18 protein-coding genes and 1 other annotated feature are annotated in these 16904 nt (G+C 43.4%); of the genes, 4 read left to right on the top strand and 14 right to left on the bottom strand.

Annotation, left to right across the window (positions count from 1 at the left end):
* Positions 1-16 precede the first annotated feature (16 nt).
* The 8 genes from BA81_RS01705 to BA81_RS01670 form a co-directional block, all read right to left on the bottom strand.
* Entirely contained in the window at positions 17-1105 is a 1089-nt protein-coding gene (locus BA81_RS01705) for an acetyl-CoA C-acyltransferase (protein WP_034279944.1), read from the bottom strand.
* Positions 1093-2556: an acyl-CoA synthetase gene (locus BA81_RS01700; RefSeq protein WP_034279941.1), complete on the bottom strand. Its 1464-nt coding sequence runs from the start codon at positions 2554-2556 to the stop codon at positions 1093-1095. Before BA81_RS01700 ends, BA81_RS01705 begins: the two co-directional genes overlap by 13 nt.
* Entirely contained in the window at positions 2553-3119 is a 567-nt protein-coding gene (locus BA81_RS01695) for a biotin transporter BioY (RefSeq protein ID WP_034279938.1), read from the bottom strand. The genes BA81_RS01700 and BA81_RS01695 overlap by 4 nt, the downstream gene beginning before the upstream one ends.
* Positions 3120-3273: 154 nt before the next feature.
* Complete coding sequence (locus BA81_RS01690; protein ID WP_024423112.1) at positions 3274-3555, bottom strand: DUF1292 domain-containing protein; 282 nt, start codon at positions 3553-3555, stop codon at positions 3274-3276.
* Between the two features lie 15 nt (positions 3556-3570).
* Positions 3571-3987 carry a Holliday junction resolvase RuvX gene (gene ruvX / locus BA81_RS01685; protein WP_034279935.1) on the bottom strand — a complete coding sequence of 139 codons (417 nt, stop codon included), beginning with the start codon at positions 3985-3987 and terminating at the stop codon, positions 3571-3573.
* 3 nt (positions 3988-3990) lie between these two features.
* Positions 3991-4257: an IreB family regulatory phosphoprotein gene (locus BA81_RS01680; protein WP_008358522.1), complete on the bottom strand. Its 267-nt coding sequence runs from the start codon at positions 4255-4257 to the stop codon at positions 3991-3993.
* A gap of 89 nt (positions 4258-4346) precedes the next feature.
* Positions 4347-6983 (bottom strand): alanine--tRNA ligase, encoded by a 2637-nt coding sequence (gene alaS, locus BA81_RS01675; protein ID WP_034279932.1) that lies wholly within the window; start codon positions 6981-6983, stop codon positions 4347-4349.
* An 80-nt stretch (positions 6984-7063) separates the two neighbouring features.
* Positions 7064-7271: a binding site (T-box leader), on the bottom strand.
* A 44-nt stretch (positions 7272-7315) separates the two neighbouring features.
* The gene (locus tag BA81_RS01670; RefSeq protein ID WP_034279929.1) at positions 7316-8380 is read right to left on the bottom strand and encodes an AI-2E family transporter; all 1065 of its coding nucleotides are present in this window, start codon (positions 8378-8380) and stop codon (positions 7316-7318) included.
* A gap of 230 nt (positions 8381-8610) precedes the next feature.
* Between BA81_RS01670 and BA81_RS01665 the strand changes: the two genes are divergently transcribed.
* The 4 genes from BA81_RS01665 to BA81_RS01650 all read left to right on the top strand — a co-directional run bounded on the left by BA81_RS01665 (position 8611) and on the right by BA81_RS01650 (position 11559).
* Positions 8611-9339, top strand: coding sequence for an amino acid ABC transporter ATP-binding protein (locus tag BA81_RS01665; protein ID WP_024423116.1), 729 nt, complete (start codon positions 8611-8613; stop codon positions 9337-9339).
* 13 nt (positions 9340-9352) lie between these two features.
* Positions 9353-10162, top strand: coding sequence for a transporter substrate-binding domain-containing protein (locus BA81_RS01660; protein ID WP_034279926.1), 810 nt, complete (start codon positions 9353-9355; stop codon positions 10160-10162).
* A gap of 77 nt (positions 10163-10239) precedes the next feature.
* The gene (locus BA81_RS01655; RefSeq protein WP_024427868.1) at positions 10240-10893 is read left to right on the top strand and encodes an amino acid ABC transporter permease; all 654 of its coding nucleotides are present in this window, start codon (positions 10240-10242) and stop codon (positions 10891-10893) included.
* Positions 10894-10908: 15 nt separating this feature from the next.
* Entirely contained in the window at positions 10909-11559 is a 651-nt protein-coding gene (locus tag BA81_RS01650) for an amino acid ABC transporter permease (RefSeq protein WP_024427867.1), read from the top strand.
* 104 nt (positions 11560-11663) lie between these two features.
* On the opposite strand, the gene BA81_RS19045 is transcribed toward BA81_RS01650, so the two are convergent.
* The 6 genes from BA81_RS19045 to mnmA form a co-directional block, all read right to left on the bottom strand.
* Positions 11664-11795 carry a YrzQ family protein gene (locus tag BA81_RS19045; protein WP_003216198.1) on the bottom strand — a complete coding sequence of 44 codons (132 nt, stop codon included), beginning with the start codon at positions 11793-11795 and terminating at the stop codon, positions 11664-11666.
* Between the two features lie 20 nt (positions 11796-11815).
* Complete coding sequence (locus BA81_RS01645) at positions 11816-12007, bottom strand: hypothetical protein (RefSeq protein ID WP_003216308.1); 192 nt, start codon at positions 12005-12007, stop codon at positions 11816-11818.
* Positions 12008-12020: 13 nt separating this feature from the next.
* Positions 12021-12539 (bottom strand): PRC-barrel domain-containing protein, encoded by a 519-nt coding sequence (locus BA81_RS01640; RefSeq protein ID WP_051627315.1) that lies wholly within the window; start codon positions 12537-12539, stop codon positions 12021-12023.
* 73 nt (positions 12540-12612) lie between these two features.
* On the bottom strand, positions 12613-14997 hold the full coding sequence (recD2, locus tag BA81_RS01635) for an SF1B family DNA helicase RecD2 (protein ID WP_034279923.1): 2385 nt from the start codon (positions 14995-14997) through the stop codon (positions 12613-12615).
* 19 nt (positions 14998-15016) lie between these two features.
* On the bottom strand, positions 15017-15670 hold the full coding sequence (locus BA81_RS01630; RefSeq protein WP_034279920.1) for a tetratricopeptide repeat protein: 654 nt from the start codon (positions 15668-15670) through the stop codon (positions 15017-15019).
* A gap of 59 nt (positions 15671-15729) precedes the next feature.
* Complete coding sequence (gene mnmA / locus BA81_RS01625) at positions 15730-16848, bottom strand: tRNA 2-thiouridine(34) synthase MnmA (RefSeq protein ID WP_024423123.1); 1119 nt, start codon at positions 16846-16848, stop codon at positions 15730-15732.
* Positions 16849-16904: the final 56 nt, after the last annotated feature.

Below are 16904 nucleotides of genomic sequence, written 5' to 3'. Positions count from 1 at the left end.
TCCTTGCTTATGCATGTCATGACAGAACTTGACATAACACGGCTAAACCAATGCCGCCACCGCTTCCAATAGCAGCCATGACATAGCTTCCATTCGGTAAGGCGCGCCCTTCATAAAATAATCTCACCATCATAGCAGCTCCTGACGCGCTGTAAGGATGCCCAAGGCAAAGTGCACCGCCTCTTCTATTGATCCGGTCATATGGTATCCCCAGCGTCCGGGCAATAAGTGCAGCTTTCAGCGCAAACGCTTCATTGATTTCAAATAACGTTACTTCCTCTGCCTTGATGTTCTCTTGATGTAAAAGCTTCTTGATCGCATCAATTGGTGAAGCAGCTGGAAAATGAGGATGTATCGCTGTCACAGCACTTCCGGCATACCGTAGCATCACCTTATATCCACTTGCTTCCGCTAGCGATCTTTCCATCACAACGACGGCGGCTGCTCCGTCTGCTTCCTTACAGCTATTGGCGGCGGTCACAGTTCCTTTTCCCGGTAAAAATACAGGCTTTGCCCGCTTGATCAGCTTTGCCATTGGTCTTATTTTAGCAGCCGCTTCATCTATGTTCATCCCGTCAATCGAAACGATTTCTTCTGAATATGTACCATGTGTGAATGCTGCTAAACTTCTTTCCCAGCTTAAAAGGGCATAGTCATCTTGTTCTTTTCTCGTGACAGAAAATGCCGACGCGGTCAGCTCAGCTGCTTCTCCCATATGCGGATCTCCTATCCGCTCCGGTGAAAAGCGGGCTCTCTCTTTCATTGGTGATCTGGAAATGCTCTCAGTCCCGCCAGCGATATACATCGTGCCCTCCCCCGATTGAACCATGACGCAAGCTGTTCGGATCGCTTCAAGACCCGAGGCACACTGCCTGTCAATTGTCATACCGGGAACGTGTAAAGGAAGACCTGCTTCTAAGGAGGACAGACGGGCCATATTTCCACCGCCTCCGACGACATTGCCTAATATGACGTCATCCGGTGTCCTCATCTGAGACAAATGCCGAATAAGGGGAGCGGCTAATTGCTCTGGGCGATAATTTTTCAGCATCCCATTTTTGTCACCGAAGGGTGTTCGTTTTGCTTCTACGATCACTGCTTGCATGACAATTGCTCCTCCGCCCACTTTTTCATGCTCGCACGGGCTATTTTTCCGCCGGATGTTGCAATCATTTGATCAATCACAAGCCATTTTTTTGGTACCTTGTATGCCGCCAGCTTTTCTTTAACAGCTTGTTGAACCGCCTTTATTTGCGGCACTTGCTCCAATATGGCAACAGGGATTTCACCCCAATATGGGTCAGGAACGCCAACCACAATCGACCGTTTGACCTCTGGCTGTTCATTTAGCACACGCTCAATTTCCTCTGGGAAAATATTTAGTCCTCCATAGACAATCATGCCATTCTCACGACCGCACATATACAGATAACCGTCTTCATCCAGCCATCCCATATCGTAAACTGTCAGCCACTCCTCCGGCGGTTTCTGCTCATGCAAGTATCCTGAAAACGTCATTGGGCTCTTTACATAAATTCTCCCTGTTTCATTTGGCTGACAGACAGATTGATCGGGCCGCCTTACTTCTACTTGAATGGAGGAGAAAGGCCGTCCAACAGAAGAAGGTTTTTGCATAAAGTCATTTGAAGACAAATAAGAGACAAAACTTAACTCTGATGTGCCATAAAAATCAAAAAAAGTGACATGTGGATAGTTGGTCACGAGCTGTTCTTTTGAAGAGACGCTCCAATCTGCTCCCGATGACATGACAAGAAGCGGATTGTCTTCTCTAAAAGCATCGATTTGCAGTAACGTTTCTGTCATTGTCGGGACAGTATACATCACGGTGATATCACCTGTCTCTAAGGCTTTCTTCGCTTTTACTGGCACAAATTTTTCTAAAAGCGTCACTGTGCCGCCAAAATATAATGTACTGATGGCACCATATAAAAAGTGAGAGGATAAGAGTGTACCTAATATAAGAGCATGATCTTGATGAGTGATTCCAAATGAAGCAGTGGTCGTTCGAAAGCTCTCGATCCAAGACTGCTGACGCCTAATAAAGGCTTTCGGTGAGCCCGTTGATCCTGACGTAAACCCCATATAAAAGACAGGATCCTTCTCGGTATCGCAGCTGTTATATGGACTGTCTGTGAGAAGGCTCATTCTTTCCTTCCATTCAGATAAAGAAAGAAGCGGCATGTCCACGCTTCCCTGTTCAAATCTCTTTATCAATCGATCCTCTATAATGGCGAGATCCGCCTCACTTAACTGGAGCTTTTCGACACATTCTTCATGACTCCATCTCGGATCAAGCGGAACGGCTGTCCATCCTGCATAAGCAGCGCCCGCAAATATTTGCAAAAAAGAAGCACCATTTGATAATAAAAAAGCGATTCTTTTTTGCTGATGAACCGTTCCTTGTAACCACTGTGCTGATCTCTGCACACGTTCATACCAATCTTGATATGTAATGCTTTCTTGCTCATCTATGATGGCAATCTGATCTGGTTTCATTTCTGCATGTACTGCATAGCTTTCCGTTATTCTGTTCAAACTGCACGCCTCCCTTTATGCAGATCCCTTTTTCGATATGACAGGGCCTGTATGATTTTGACCGTAAAGACAGCACACATTCCCGCTTTGATGAGATCACCTGGAAGATAAATCAAACTAAGGAAAGCCGCCTGCGAGACCTTCATATGCATCATCATGGCTTGAAAGGGGATGCCGCACATATACAAAATCACAATACTGCAAACCGCATAGATCACAAAAAGACGCAGTGCGGTTACTTTTTTCAGCCGGTTCACCCATAAGCTGATCATGAAGGCAGCAACAGGATAAGCAAGAAGAAAACCACCGCTTGGACCAAAAAAGACCCCTATCCCGCCTCTCCCGCCTGACAAAAGAGGTGCGCCTGCTGCCACAACCAAAAGAAAAAGACATAAACTGATTAGTGCTTGTTTAGGCTTTAACAGCCCGCCAGCAAGCAAAAGACCTGCGGTTTGCAATGTAATCGGTACAGGTGTAAATGTAAGTAAAATCGGCGGAATTAAGCCTAACATCCCGATGACCGCTGTCATTAACGCTATTTGCATCATATCTTGTATTTTCAATCTCCATGCCCCTCACTCAATTTATTGTTAAAAACAGAGTAAAAGGTACAATTCATTATGTCAACATAAAATAAAATAAAGTTAACATATTAATCGTAAAAAAAGACCTGTGAAGAAAGATCAAGAAGATCTGTTCACAGGCCTTTTATTTGTTCTATTCTTCGTCTTCTTGATCTAAGAACGTATTTAACGTTTCTTCAATCATGTCCCATTCTTCATCCGTTTCAATCGGCTCTAGCTCGCCATCTTCACCGTCTTCGTTCGGTGTAAAACTTGATGCATGAATTTCAATTTCCTCATTGTCTTGCTCAGAAATTGGGTAGTAAAGGACATAAGATTTGTTAAAATGGTCGCTTTCAAAAGTAAATAGTACTTCGCAAAGCTGTTCATTTCCATTATCATCAACGATTGTAATTTGCTTTTCTCCGTGTTCCATTTGATTCACCTCATTTTAATTTAAGCTGTCTAAATATCCTTGCAGGATCATAACAGCCGCCATTTTATCAATGACTTTTTTACGCTTTTGTCTGCTCACATCTGCAGAGATGAGCATTTTTTCCGCTGCCATTGTTGACAGACGCTCGTCCCAAAGCACAACAGGAACATTGTACGTGTTTTCTAGCACTTTCGCAAATGATTGGCTGGCTTCGCCTCTAGGACCGACCGTGCCGTTCATATTTTTTGGAAAGCCAAGTACAATTTTATCTGCCCCGTATTCTGCAACGATCTCAGACAGGCGGCTGAGACCAAAGTCTCCGCCTGCTTCATCAATTTTAATGGTTTCAATCCCTTGCGCTGTCCATCCCATTTCATCACTGATCGCAACACCAAGGGTTTTCGTGCCTAAATCTAAGCCCAGAATTCTCATGTTTTACGCCTCTTTATGTGTCTCTAAGTACGATTTAACCAATTCCTCAATTAATTCGTCTCGTTCTAGTTTACGAATTAGGTTGCGTGCATCCTGATGTCTTGGAATATAAGCAGGGTCGCCTGACAGCAAGTATCCGACAATTTGATTGATCGGGTTGTATCCTTTTTCTTGGAGTGCGTCATGAACTGTAATGAGCACTTCATTCACATTGGTTTCAGCTGAATCATCAGAGAAGTTAAACTTCATTGTCTTATCAAATGAACTCACTGTTTCTTGCACCTCTCTTCCAACATTCTACTAGCAAGCTTTTTTCTAACCGCTCATCTAATACCATTATTCTACACTACATCGCCTGATTATAAAACGGATTTGACAGATTCTTCGACAGTTGCCAGTGCTTCTTCAAGCTTTTCTGGTTGTTTTCCGCCTGCTTGTGCCATGTCTGGACGTCCGCCTCCGCCTCCGCCGCAGATTTCAGCTGCCTGCTTCACAAGCTTTCCTGCATGAAGACCTTTTTCGATCACGTCTTTTGTCACTCCTGCTGAAATGTTTACTTTTCCGTTTTGAACGGCTCCCAGGACGATGACAGCTGATCCTAATTTAGCTTTTAAGTCATCAACCATTGTTCTTAAATGGTTCATGTCTTTAGCGTTTACTTTTTCAGTTAATACTTTCACTCCGCCAACTTCTGTCACTTTCTCTAAAATAGAGCTTGCTTCTGCTTGGCTTAATTTCGCAAGGAGAGATTCGTTTTCTCTTTGAACCTCTTTTAAATCTGCCTGTAATGAAGCAATCCGTTTTGGTACATCCTTCGTATTTGACTTCAGCTCGCTTGCTGCCTGCTCTAAAATCGCCAGCTGGTCATTTAATTCTTCATAAGCACCTTTTCCAGTCACAGCTTCAATACGGCGTGTTCCAGCACCAATACCCGACTCAGACGCGATTTTAAACAAACCGATTTCCGCAGTGTTTTGCACGTGACAGCCGCCGCATAGCTCGATGCTGTAATCGCCCACTTGGACAACACGGACAATATCGCCATACTTCTCGCCAAAGAGCGCCATTGCACCCATTTCTTTTGCTTCAGCAATTGGTTTCAGATCAATAGCAACTGAGATACCTTCCCAAATCTTTTCGTTCACGATTTTTTCAATCTGAGACAATTCTTCTTTCGTCACTTGTCCAAAGTGAGAGAAATCAAAGCGAAGTCTGTTTTCATTCACCAATGACCCTGCTTGGTTCACGTGGCTGCCTAATACATCTTTCAGCGCCTGATGCAGAAGGTGTGTCGCTGTATGGTTTTTCACAATGCCTTTTCGAAGAGCTGATTCCACTTCAGCAGTGACCTCGAGACCTTTTTGAGCCGTACCGCTTACGACAACTCCTTCATGGACATGCTGACCGTTTGGTGCTTTTTTCACGTCTTTGATCTCAATGATGGCTTCTGCACTTTTTAGTGTCCCTTTATCAGCCACTTGTCCGCCGCTTTCCGCATAGAAAGGTGTTTCATCTAACAAGATTTGCACCGTGTCTCCTTCATGTGCTTCAGAGACAAGTTCACCATTTTGAAGCAGTTCGATAATGCGAGTTTCCGCAGTTAAATTTTCGTAGCCAACAAAGGTACTTTCCACTTTAATATCGCCTAAAGCGCCGCCTTGAACCTGCATACTGCCGACATCTTGTCTCGCATTTCTTGCCCGTTCACGCTGCTTCTCCATTTCCGCTTGGAAGCCTTCTCGATCAACTGTCATGTTTTCATCTTCTGCGTATTCTTCTGTCAGCTCGACAGGGAATCCATACGTGTCATACAGCTTAAATACATCTTCACCTGAAATTTGTGAGCTGCCTTTGTCTCTTTCTTTTTTGATCACTTCTGACAAAATCGCTAACCCTTCGTTCAGTGTTTCGTGGAAACGTTCTTCTTCGTTTTTGATGACTTTCGCAATAAATTCTTCTTTTGCTTGTACATCTGGGTAGAAATCCTTCATGATCTCAGCAACAACTGGCACTAGATCATACATAAACGGACGGTGGATATGGATCGTTTTTGCATAACGCACAGCGCGGCGCAGCAAACGTCTTAATACATATCCGCGGCCTTCATTGGAAGGAAGCGCACCGTCGCTTACAGCAAAGGCAACTGTCCGGATATGGTCAGCAATGACTTTAAATGCTGTATCTTTTTCCTTCGCCAAACCATAGCTTTCTCCAGAAATGGTTTCGACTGCACGAATAATCGGCATGAAAAGGTCTGTATCGAAGTTCGTTGGCACATTTTGAATGACAGATACCATTCGTTCAAGGCCCATCCCTGTATCTATGTTTTTCTTCGGCAGTGGGGTATATGATCCATCTGGATTATGGTTGAATTCAGAGAACACAAGATTCCATACTTCTAGATAACGCTCGTTTTCCCCGCCTGGATATAATTCTGGATCGTTCATGTCGTCACCGTATGATTCACCGCGATCATAGAAAATTTCTGTATTTGGTCCGCTTGGGCCCTCGCCAATATCCCAGAAGTTTCCTTCAAGACGAATAATACGTTCTTCAGGCACACCAATTTTATCTCTCCAAAGAATATATGCTTCTTCGTCCTCTGGGTGGACTGTCACAGATAACAAATTCGGATCAAAACCAATCCACTCTTCACTTGTGAGGAATTCCCACGCCCATTCAATGGCCTCTTCTTTAAAATAGTCACCAATAGAGAAGTTGCCAAGCATTTCAAAGAAAGTGTGATGGCGTGCTGTCTTCCCTACATTTTCAATATCATTCGTACGAATCGATTTTTGCGCGTTGCAAATACGCGGATTGTCAGGTACGACGCGGCCATCAAAATATTTTTTTAATGTTGCCACCCCACTGTTGATCCATAAAAGTGTCGGATCGTCATGCGGTACAAGTGACGCACTCGGTTCTACAGCATGTCCTTTTTCTTTAAAAAAGTCTAAAAACATTTGACGTACTTGAGCTGAAGTTAAAGTTTTCATTCAAAAATCCTCCCTTTTCATTCATCAATCTCCACACAAACGAAAAAACACCCCGCCCTATGCAAGCACAAAACGACTTACACAGGGACGAGATGTTCTCGCGGTACCACCCTGATTATAGACAAATTCGTCTATCACCTTCACATCCGATAACGCCGGAAGAGAGCGGCAGTGTTTATCTGCACTCGGGACTAGCTTCCGTTAAAGGTCTGATAAGGCTTTTCACAGCAAATAAAGCCTCTCTCTGCAACAGCTTTTTAACGTACTCGGGTCCGTCATTGAATTTCAATATGTATGAATCGAAATTATTATAGACAACTCGGCTCGTCTTGTCAATGAACGCTTCGTCTCATCAGGATATATTGCACAATGATCACCCTGATAATCGCAGCTGCTGGTACGGCTAAAATCATCCCAATTAAGCCAAACAGCTCCCCTCCTGCAAGCAAGACAAGCATAATGACGACAGGATGCATATGAAGGCTTCGCCCTACAATGATCGGGCTGAGGACATTGCTCTCTAAAAATTGCAGCACCGCTACTGTGATCAATACAATGATGACCGATTTCACTGAGATGGTAAACGCAATAAAGATGGCAGGAACTGCGCCAATTATCGGTCCAAAATACGGAATCACGTTCGTTGCTCCTATCAGCATGCCAAGAACGAGCGGATACGGGATATGGAAAAGCCAGAGCACAATGGCTGCTGCACCCCCGATTAAAGAACAGACAAGCAGCTGCCCTCGAATATAATCACCAAGCGATTCATCCACTGCTTTGACAAAGGCATGCCCCCTCTTCCTAAATGATGGCGGCGTTAAATACCATGCCGCCCGCTTCATCGTGTTCATGTCTTTTACCATATAAAAAACAAGAAAAGGAATAAGTGCTGCGACTAATGCGTAATCAAATAAAACTTTACAGCTAAGAATCATCCGCTCAGCGCTATTGGCTGCATATGTCTCCGATTGAACAATGAAGCGGTCCAAGCGGTCGTGAAGTCCGTCAGGCCAGTGGCTCGTATGATGATGAATATGTGATAAAGCGCCATTATACGTTTCCGCGATGACAGGAATTTGTTCTGACAGCTCATTTAACTGTGCGATCATAACAGGCGCTCCTTTATAAACCGCAAAACCAATCCCGCCAAAAAACAGGACATAGATGAGTAAGAGACTGATTGTTCTCGGCAGCCCTCGTGCATGCAGTCTTTCGACAATAGGATAAAGCAGGTAAGAAATAAAAATGGCGATGAGAAGCGGAATGAGAACCGCCTTCAGCAATACAAAAACAGGCATCCATAACTCGTCGAGCTGCAGTAAAATGAGCAAGGATGCAAGGACAAGCAGGACCCCTGCAGCATATATCAGAAATTGGATCGGACGTTTCTTCACCTTTTTCACCTCTTTTCTTATTGTTTAACCATTTTCTGCAATTATCCACGTAAATAAAATTTGTCCTAACTTTGTTAAAAATGAATACACATGAAACATACAGCTCCATCCAAAGTCACTGTTTGCAGTAAAATCTCGTCAGAAAATATTCCATTATTTACCTCTTTTTACGCAAGTTGTGCTAGAATCCACTTTAGCTTTAGCCAATGAAACACAAGAGGAGGTTCTTCATGATCACATTCGAAGAAGTCAACAAGCATTATGGCCAGTTCCATGTACTTAAGGACATTAACCTACATATTCAAAAAGGGGAGGTTGTTGTGATCATCGGTCCTTCAGGGTCTGGTAAAAGCACGATGCTCAGGTGTATCAATCGTCTTGAAAGCATTGATGCGGGAAAAGTTCTCGTCAACCAAGTGTCTGTTCAGCATCCGAAGACCAACATCAATCTTGTCAGGCAAAATATCGGAATGGTCTTTCAGCATTTTCACCTCTATCCGCATAAGACGGTGCTTGAAAACATTATGCTTGCGCCGATGAAGGTCAAAAAAGTAAGCAAGGAAGAAGCAAAGGAAACAGCTGAATTTTATTTAAATAAAGTCGGCATTCCTGAAAAGGCAGACACCTACCCTTCACGACTCTCTGGCGGACAGCAGCAGCGCGTTGCCATTGCAAGAGGGCTTGCGATGAAGCCGGAGGTGATGCTTTTCGACGAACCGACATCTGCACTTGATCCAGAGATGATCGGCGAGGTATTAGATGTGATGAAGCAGCTGGCCCGTGAAGGCATGACCATGGTTGTCGTCACACATGAGATGGGCTTTGCCCGCGAAGTGGCCGACCGCATTGTCTTTATTGATGAAGGCAGAATTCTTGAAGAATCAACACCGGCTGCATTTTATGAAAAACCGCAAGAAAAACGTGCTCAATTATTTTTAAGCCGTATATTAAATCACTAGGGGGAATGGTTTGATGAAAAAAATGAAACGCTTTGGCCTGATGCTCTTTATGACTTGCTGCATTGCCGCTTTGGCTGCTTGTGGATCGACTGAAAAAGGGTCAACTGATGCAAAACAAGGAAGTTCTTTAGAAACCATTAAGAAAGACAAAAAAATCATTTTCGGTGTAAAAAATGACACACGTTTATTCGGTCTAAAAAATCCGAGCAGCGGTGATATTGAAGGATTTGATATTGACATTGCAAAAGCCATCACAAAGGAAATACTCGGCGATGAAGGAAAAGCAGAATTCAAAGAAGTCACATCTAAAACGAGAATTCCTTTACTTCAAAAAGGAGATATTCATGCGATTGTTGCGACCATGACAATTACAGAAGAACGTAAAAAAGAAGTCAATTTCTCAGATGTATACTTTGAAGCAGGACAATCACTGCTTGTGAAAAAAGGAAGCGACATTCAATCCATTGATGATCTTAAAAAAGGAACGAAGGTGCTCGCCGTAAAAGGCTCTACTTCTTCTCAAAATATCCGCGAGAAAGCACCTGAAGCATCCGTATTAGAATTCGAGAACTATCAGGAGGCTTTTACAGCATTAAAATCAAACCAAGGGCAAGTGCTGACAACTGATAATGCGATCTTATTTGGTATGGCAGATGAGGATTCAAATTATGAAGTGGTCGGCGGCACCTTTACAGATGAGCCTTATGGCATTGCTGTGAAAAAAGGAGATCAAGAATTAACAGATGCGATCAATAAAGCCTTAAAAACGTTAAAAGACAATGGAGAGTATGACAAGATTCTTAAAAAATGGATCAAAGAATAGCATTTGATTCGTCAAGATCAATGCCTCAGGTGAGCCGCTCCTTGGCTCCCCTGTTGATCAGGAAGGAAGTGAACTGATTGCTGCGGTTTTCCATTCTCACTGAAAATGTTCATCTTTATTTAGAAGGCTTTAAATATACCATTGGTGCAAGTGTCATTGCTCTGATTGGAAGCTTTTTGATCGGTACACTCATTGCCATTATGAGAATAGCGCCACTCAGGCCGCTCAACTGGTTAGGGACGGCTTACGTGGAATTTATTCGGAATATTCCGTTATTATTGATCACCTTTGTTTTCTTCTTTGGTTTACCAGTGCTGGGTATAGTAGCAGATGGTTTTACTGCTGGAACGATCGCTCTTGCCATTTATACGTCTGCCTTTATTGCTGAAGCCATTCGTGCAGGGATACAAGCTGTGCCGCTTGGACAAATGGAAGCAGCCCGTGCTTCAGGTCTGTCATATGGCGGGACGATGCGGTATATCATTTTGCCGCAGGCGATTAAAATCGTCATTCCCCCTCTTGGGAATCAATTTATTAACCTTGTTAAAAACTCCTCTATTTTAGGTGTCATTGCAGGGTTTGATCTTATGTATCAGGGAGACCTCATTGCGTCTAGAACATTTGTGACGTTTGATGTCTACATCTTTGTCGCCATGTTCTATCTGCTATTAACCATTCCGCTCAGTCTAGGTGTTGGTTATTTAGAAAGAAGATTAGCAAGAAGCCACTAGAAAGGAGGAAACATCATGGATTTTATAGGTGCCTACCAGCCTGATCATCTCGCCTTTTTACTTGAAGGATTTGCTGTCACCTTAAAAGTGGCTTTTATTTCCATCATTTTGAGCTTTATCATTGGATTAGTCGTTGGTACATTGCGGTTCGCTCAAATTCCGGTTTTATCAAAAGTGCTTGCGGTTGTTGTAGAAACCATTCGGAACCTGCCGCTTTTACTGATCATCTTTTTCACATATTTTGCATTGCCTGAAATCGGCATCAAGCTGAGCATCACAGCCTCTGCTATTGCAGCTTTAACCGTGTTTGAATCTGCGATGCTGTCAGAAATTATTCGGAGCGGCCTTAAATCAATTGATAAGGGTCAGATCGAAGCAGCCAGGTCTTCTGGTTTAACCTATATTCAAACATTGAAAATGATTATTATGCCGCAGGCCCTGCGCCGAATGGTGCCGCCAATTGTCAGTCAATTCATATCCCTTTTAAAAGATACGTCGCTTGCTGTTGTCATTGCGCTTCCAGAATTATTACATCACGCACAAATATTAAATGGGCAAAGCCAATCCTATTTACTGCCGATATTCCTATTGGCAGCTATGATGTATTTTGTCGTCAATTTCAGCTTATCTATTCTTGCAAGACGATTAGAATACAGGCAGGCATAAAAAGAACATCCGCTCTTGACGGATGCCTCAGCGTAAAGACCGGTTTTTCGATCACGCTGAAAAAAACAAAGGGCTAAAATGAAGATCATTTTAGCCCTTTTTGTTTACATCATTCTCATAACACGTTTTCTTAGCTTTTTCATATCCCGCTTTGATGGCATATCATATCGGCTTGCAAAGTGATATGCGAGTGCACCTGCACCAAGCGTTAATAGTGAAGAAGTCATTTTGCCCATTCGAAATTCCCCCTTAACACTTATAGTTGAATTGAACGTTCATCGTCACTAAACAGATCATCTAAGCTGCTTAGTGTCCCGTCTTCCTCCACTTGGTGTGTAGATATTTTGCCTTTCGACAGTGTCAATTCAATAAAACAGCCCCAGCAATAATATTGATTGACCCCAATTTTTCCGATGTCTTTACATTTGCAATTTGGGCAAATGAGCATAATCAGCACCTCTTTACGTTCGGTTTAGAACCAGTGCTTCCTTTTGAACGTTCATCAAGGTTCCGGCAGCCTGCAGCTGTTTCCGAATCCCTGATAGCTCTGTAAAGAAGCCGTCCGAGAGTTCATATGCTACGATTGTGCCCGAATTTGAGCAAAAGTATACATCTTCCAAAATGCCTAAATTTTCACCATCAGGCGACTGCATCATTTTCTTTTTTAATTTTGAAAATAACAAGAATGGAGCAGAGGAATCCATGCCCACTCCCTCCTGACAGCTCACATACAAACCTTTATCTGTCAGCTGATCAAAAGCAGAGAATGGAACGAGTGCACAGTCTTTCTTTTTCCCCTCTAACACATATCCTCCGCAGCTGCCTCCGGCTAAAAAGCAAATATCTTTTATGGAACCAAGTGATCGGGACAGCTCATCTGTATAGATCGTCATTCCTTCAAGTTCTCGGCATGTTCTCAAAATGTGCTCAACCACCTTTTGCGGAACAGTCTTATCGTGTGCGTTTGCTTCATGACTCATACGAAGAAATGGCTTCCATGAACAGAATGGGAGAAGTTCTTTTCATACTAAAAGGCTTCCATATGGAAGCCTTCTACTCATGCATAAAATCAAATGGAGTGATTCCCTCCATGCCAATATTTGCGTCATGTACGCTAAACGGAAGCTCTTTTTGGAGCGCTTCAAGTTCTGCATCCATGATTTGTTCGGTTTGCACCAGCCGCATCGTTAAGGACGTTTGTCTAAGGGAATCCTCATTGTTTTTCACGCCCCACTCCAGCGCTGATTCCTCGCCGCACAGTATTAAAAACTTTTTACTGCGTGTAATGGCTGTGTACAGCAGATTCCGCCGAAGCATTCGGTAATAGCTCCTGACGACTGGCAGCACAACAATCGGGAATTCACTTCCTTGTGATTTGTGAATGGAGCAGCAATAAGCATGTGTAAATTGATGAAAATCCTTTTTTGTAAAGGTGATTTCATTCCCATCAAAGGAGATTACGGCCATGTCCTCTTTTTCTGTATTTTCTTTTGCATAAAAAATCGAGACAATTTCGCCGATATCGCCGTTAAAAATGTTGTTCTCCGGCTGATTCACAAGCTGAAGCACCTTATCACCTGTCCGGTACACCACATCACCAAACTGGATTTCTCTGCCTTTTGGTTTTTTAGGATTCAAAATGTGCTGCAGCATTTTGTTGAGCTCATTGATGCCTGCTTTTCCTTTATACATTGGTGCGAGCACTTGAATGTCCTTTGCCGAAAATCCTTTTTGAGCAGCATTGCTGACAACTTTCTCAATGACTTCTTTCATTTGATCAGCTGAACACCGAATGAAGGACCGATCCTTTGAGCGTGCAGTAATATCCTTTGGCAGCACACCATTTTTCATATCATGTGCCAGTTCAACAATGGTGGAGCCGTCTGCCTGCCGGTAAATATCTGTCAGGGTAACAGCCGGCACGGCTTTTGAGGCAAGCAAATCCCGTAAAACTTGGCCTGGTCCGACAGATGGCAGCTGATGTTCATCTCCTACCATAATCACTTGGATATGATCAGGAATCGCTTTAAACAAATGATTCGCCAGCCAAATATCCAGCATACTTGATTCATCAATGATGACAAGCTTTCCTTCTATCGGCTGTTCCTCATCATGCGAGAAGCCCTCCGAACCGTTCCAGCCTAGCAGCCGGTGAATGGTGACAGCTGGAAGCCCTGTTGATTCTGTCATCCGTTTAGCCGCCCGTCCAGTTGGTGCCGCAAGCACAAATGGGAAGGATTCATCTTTTTTATAATCACTCGGATCAAGAGAAACACCGTGAAGATCACTGTAAAGCTCGACAATTCCTTTAATGACCGTCGTCTTCCCTGTTCCAGGCCCGCCTGTTAAAAGCAGCATCGGGGACATGAGTGCCTTTTGAATCGCTTCCTTTTGTGTCGGTGCATACTGGACGCCTAACCGCTCCTCCAGCTCGCCAAGTGCTAGCAGGAATTCTGATTCAGGAAATTGATCTGCATATTCTGTTTGGGAGACGATTTTTTGAATGCGTTTGGCGACACTTTGCTCTGCATAAAATAAGGATGGATGATAGCAGCGGTCGTCTTCAATGATCATTTCTTTTCCTTCGCCAAGTGCAATGATCTGATTGGCAACATCCATTTCAGTCACTTTGTAATCATTGCCTGTTTGGTTGAGCAGTTTGCGGGTTTCGACGATCAAATCTTTCGTTTGTATGTACGTATGACCGTCCTGAAGACTAGCTGTCTCCACTGTAAATAGCAAGGCGGCGCGAATCCGCTCTGGGTCATTACCTGAGATGCCTGTTCTAGCACCAAGCTCATCCGCCTTAATAAATCCGATTCCCTCGACATCCTTGACAAGCTGATAGGGATTTTCCTCGATTTTCTGCAGCGTTTCACTCTCGTATACTTGGTAAATCTTCATGCTGAGCTGTGGACCAAAGCCATACTGATTCAGGCTGATCATGATTTGTTCCAGCCCTTGATGCTCCTGAAGCGCTGCGGCCAGCTTATCCGCCTTCTTTTTTGATAAGCGCGGTACATCATACAAAACAGCTGGGTCACGCATAATCTTATGAAGCGTCTGATTGCCAAGCTTCCCGACGATTTCTTCAGCCGTCTTTTTCCCTATCCCTTCAAATAAATCACTTGAGAGATAATGTATGATTCCTTGCTTCGTTGTTGGTACTTCCTTTTGAAAATGAGTGGCCTGAAACTGTTCACCAAATTTCGGATGGCTTGTCACTTTGCCATAAAAGGTGTAGGTTTCCTCCTCATGAAGTGCTGGGAAGTAGCCTGTGACAGATGCTGTTTTTTCCTCTAAGTTTTCCGATGTTTCAATGACTTTTACCTTTAACACCGAGTATAAATTACTTTCATTATGGAAAATAACGGCTTGAATGGTCCCCTTTAAAAACGGTTCGTCCTCAAGCTTCATTTGATCTGGATGTTCCTGCACAGGTCTTCCCTCCTTCCATCTATTCTGCCTCTTGAATCAGCTTTTGCGCATGTAGTGCCAGCATATGGTCAGGCTGCACGTCAATGGCTTTACCCAGCATCTCAAGTGCTTCGTCTTTTTTCTCTAAGTACGCATACGCAACACCTAAATTATAAAAGGCATCTGCATGCTGCGGATCACGCGTGATGACTTCACTAAAAGTTGTCACCGCTTCTTCCAGCATGTGTTCATTGGCTAAGCACATGCCAAATTGGAATCTTGCTTCATTATCTTCTTCATTTAGTTCAACAGCACGCTGAAGATACGGCATCGCAAGCTTTGGCTGCTCTAATTTGATGAGCGTCTGCCCAAGCATATAAAACAAATCACTATTTTCCATGCCCGCTTTTAGTGCTTGTTCAAAGTAGTCTTTCGCTTTCATAAAGTCTTCTTTTAATGTATATACATTTCCTGCTCCATAATAGGCTGCAGCTGCGGTATGATCAAGTTCAATTGCTTTCTGAAAAAAGTTTAAAGCGCGTTCAAATTCATTGATACTTGAAAGTAAGTTCGCAAAGTTAATATATGGAACCGGGTCCTTCGGGCTTTCTTCGATCGCTTTTGTAAAAGCTTCAGCTGCTTTTTCGATATTCCCTTGATTCAAGGCTTCTATGCCGATTTCGTTATAATTCATTCGCTCTCTCATCCTTTCATTAAAAAACCTCAACAGCGACGTTGAGGTTTTGAAACATGCTACACATACGACAGCTTTTGACCATCTTTGAAGACATCGTCAATTGTACCGCCGCCAAGACATTCGTCGCCATCATAAAAAACAACCGCTTGTCCCGGGGTAACAGCACGAACAGGTTCATCAAAGATAACCATCGCTTCTTGCTCACCTGTCATTTTGACCTTCACATGGTGATCTTCTTGACGGTATCTGAATTTTGCTGTGCAAGTTAATTCACCGTTTTCTCCGACAATATGAGGACGAGTCCAGCTGATATTAACAGCTGAAATGCTTTCAGAGTATAAAAGTGGATTGTGGAAGCCTTGTTCAACAAACAAGATGTTTTTCTCCAAGTCTTTTCCAACGACAAACCAAGGATCACCGCTGCCGCCAATGCCAAGTCCTTGGCGCTGACCGATCGTGTAATACATCAGTCCATCGTGCTCCCCTTTTACTTCTCCGTCCATTGTCTGCATCACACCAGGCTGTGCAGGCAAATATTGACTGAGGAACGTTTTAAAGTTTCTTTCTCCAATAAAGCAGATACCTGTTGAATCTTTTTTCGCTGCTGTTGCGAGCTCTGCTTCTTTTGCCAATTCACGAACCCTTTTTTTCTCTAAATCACCGATTGGGAACATGACTTTATCAAGTTGTTCCTGTGTCAGCTGATTTAAGAAATACGTTTGGTCTTTGTTTGCATCAAGACCTCGCAGCATTTTGACTTCATCACCAGTTCGATCAACACGAGCATAGTGTCCTGTTGCCAAATAATCCGCACCAAGTGAAAGTGCATGCTCAAGGAATGCCTTGAACTTAATTTCTTTGTTACACATGACATCTGGGTTTGGCGTTCTGCCCGCTTTATATTCATCAAGAAAATATTGAAACACTTTGTCCCAATATTGCTTCTCGAAATTCACTGCATAATAAGGGATTCCAATTTGGTTACATACGCGGATGACATCCTCATAGTCTTCCGTTGCTGTGCAAACACCATTTTCATCGGTGTCATCCCAGTTTTTCATAAATATGCCGATGACATCATAGCCTTGCTCCTTTAACATAAGAGCGGCAACTGATGAATCGACTCCTCCGGACATACCGACCACAACTCTTGTATCTTCTGGTCTTTTTGTCATCTTCATCAACTCCAATTTCAATGAAACAACATGCGCGTTTCGTTCTTCAGGTGCTT

The sequence above is a fragment of the Bacillus safensis FO-36b genome, assembly GCF_000691165.1.
Classification (GTDB): domain Bacteria; phylum Bacillota; class Bacilli; order Bacillales; family Bacillaceae; genus Bacillus; species Bacillus safensis.
The sequence above is the reverse complement of the archived record's forward strand: the minus strand, read 5'-3'. Positions and strand labels throughout refer to the sequence as shown.

Bases quoted from the DNA above. Each gene is read 5' to 3' on its own strand.
- BA81_RS01660 (WP_034279926.1), top strand. From the start codon at position 9,353: ATGAAAAAAATGAAACGCTTTGGCCTGATGCTCTTTATGACTTGCTGC.
- BA81_RS01650 (WP_024427867.1), top strand. From the start codon at position 10,909: ATGGATTTTATAGGTGCCTACCAGCCTGATCATCTCGCCTTTTTACTT.
- BA81_RS19045 (WP_003216198.1), bottom strand. From the start codon at position 11,795: ATGGGCAAAATGACTTCTTCACTATTAACGCTTGGTGCAGGTGCACTC.
- BA81_RS01690 (WP_024423112.1), bottom strand. From the start codon at position 3,555: ATGGAACACGGAGAAAAGCAAATTACAATCGTTGATGATAATGGAAAT.
- BA81_RS01645 (WP_003216308.1), bottom strand. From the start codon at position 12,007: ATGCTCATTTGCCCAAATTGCAAATGTAAAGACATCGGAAAAATTGGG.
- alaS (WP_034279932.1), bottom strand. From the start codon at position 6,983: ATGAAAACTTTAACTTCAGCTCAAGTACGTCAAATGTTTTTAGACTTT.
- BA81_RS01705 (WP_034279944.1), bottom strand. From the start codon at position 1,105: ATGCAAGCAGTGATCGTAGAAGCAAAACGAACACCCTTCGGTGACAAA.
- BA81_RS01640 (WP_051627315.1), bottom strand. From the start codon at position 12,539: ATGAGTCATGAAGCAAACGCACACGATAAGACTGTTCCGCAAAAGGTG.
- mnmA (WP_024423123.1), bottom strand. From the start codon at position 16,848: ATGACAAAAAGACCAGAAGATACAAGAGTTGTGGTCGGTATGTCCGGA.
- BA81_RS01665 (WP_024423116.1), top strand. From the start codon at position 8,611: ATGATCACATTCGAAGAAGTCAACAAGCATTATGGCCAGTTCCATGTA.
- ruvX (WP_034279935.1), bottom strand. From the start codon at position 3,987: ATGAGAATTCTGGGCTTAGATTTAGGCACGAAAACCCTTGGTGTTGCG.
- BA81_RS01630 (WP_034279920.1), bottom strand. From the start codon at position 15,670: ATGAATTATAACGAAATCGGCATAGAAGCCTTGAATCAAGGGAATATC.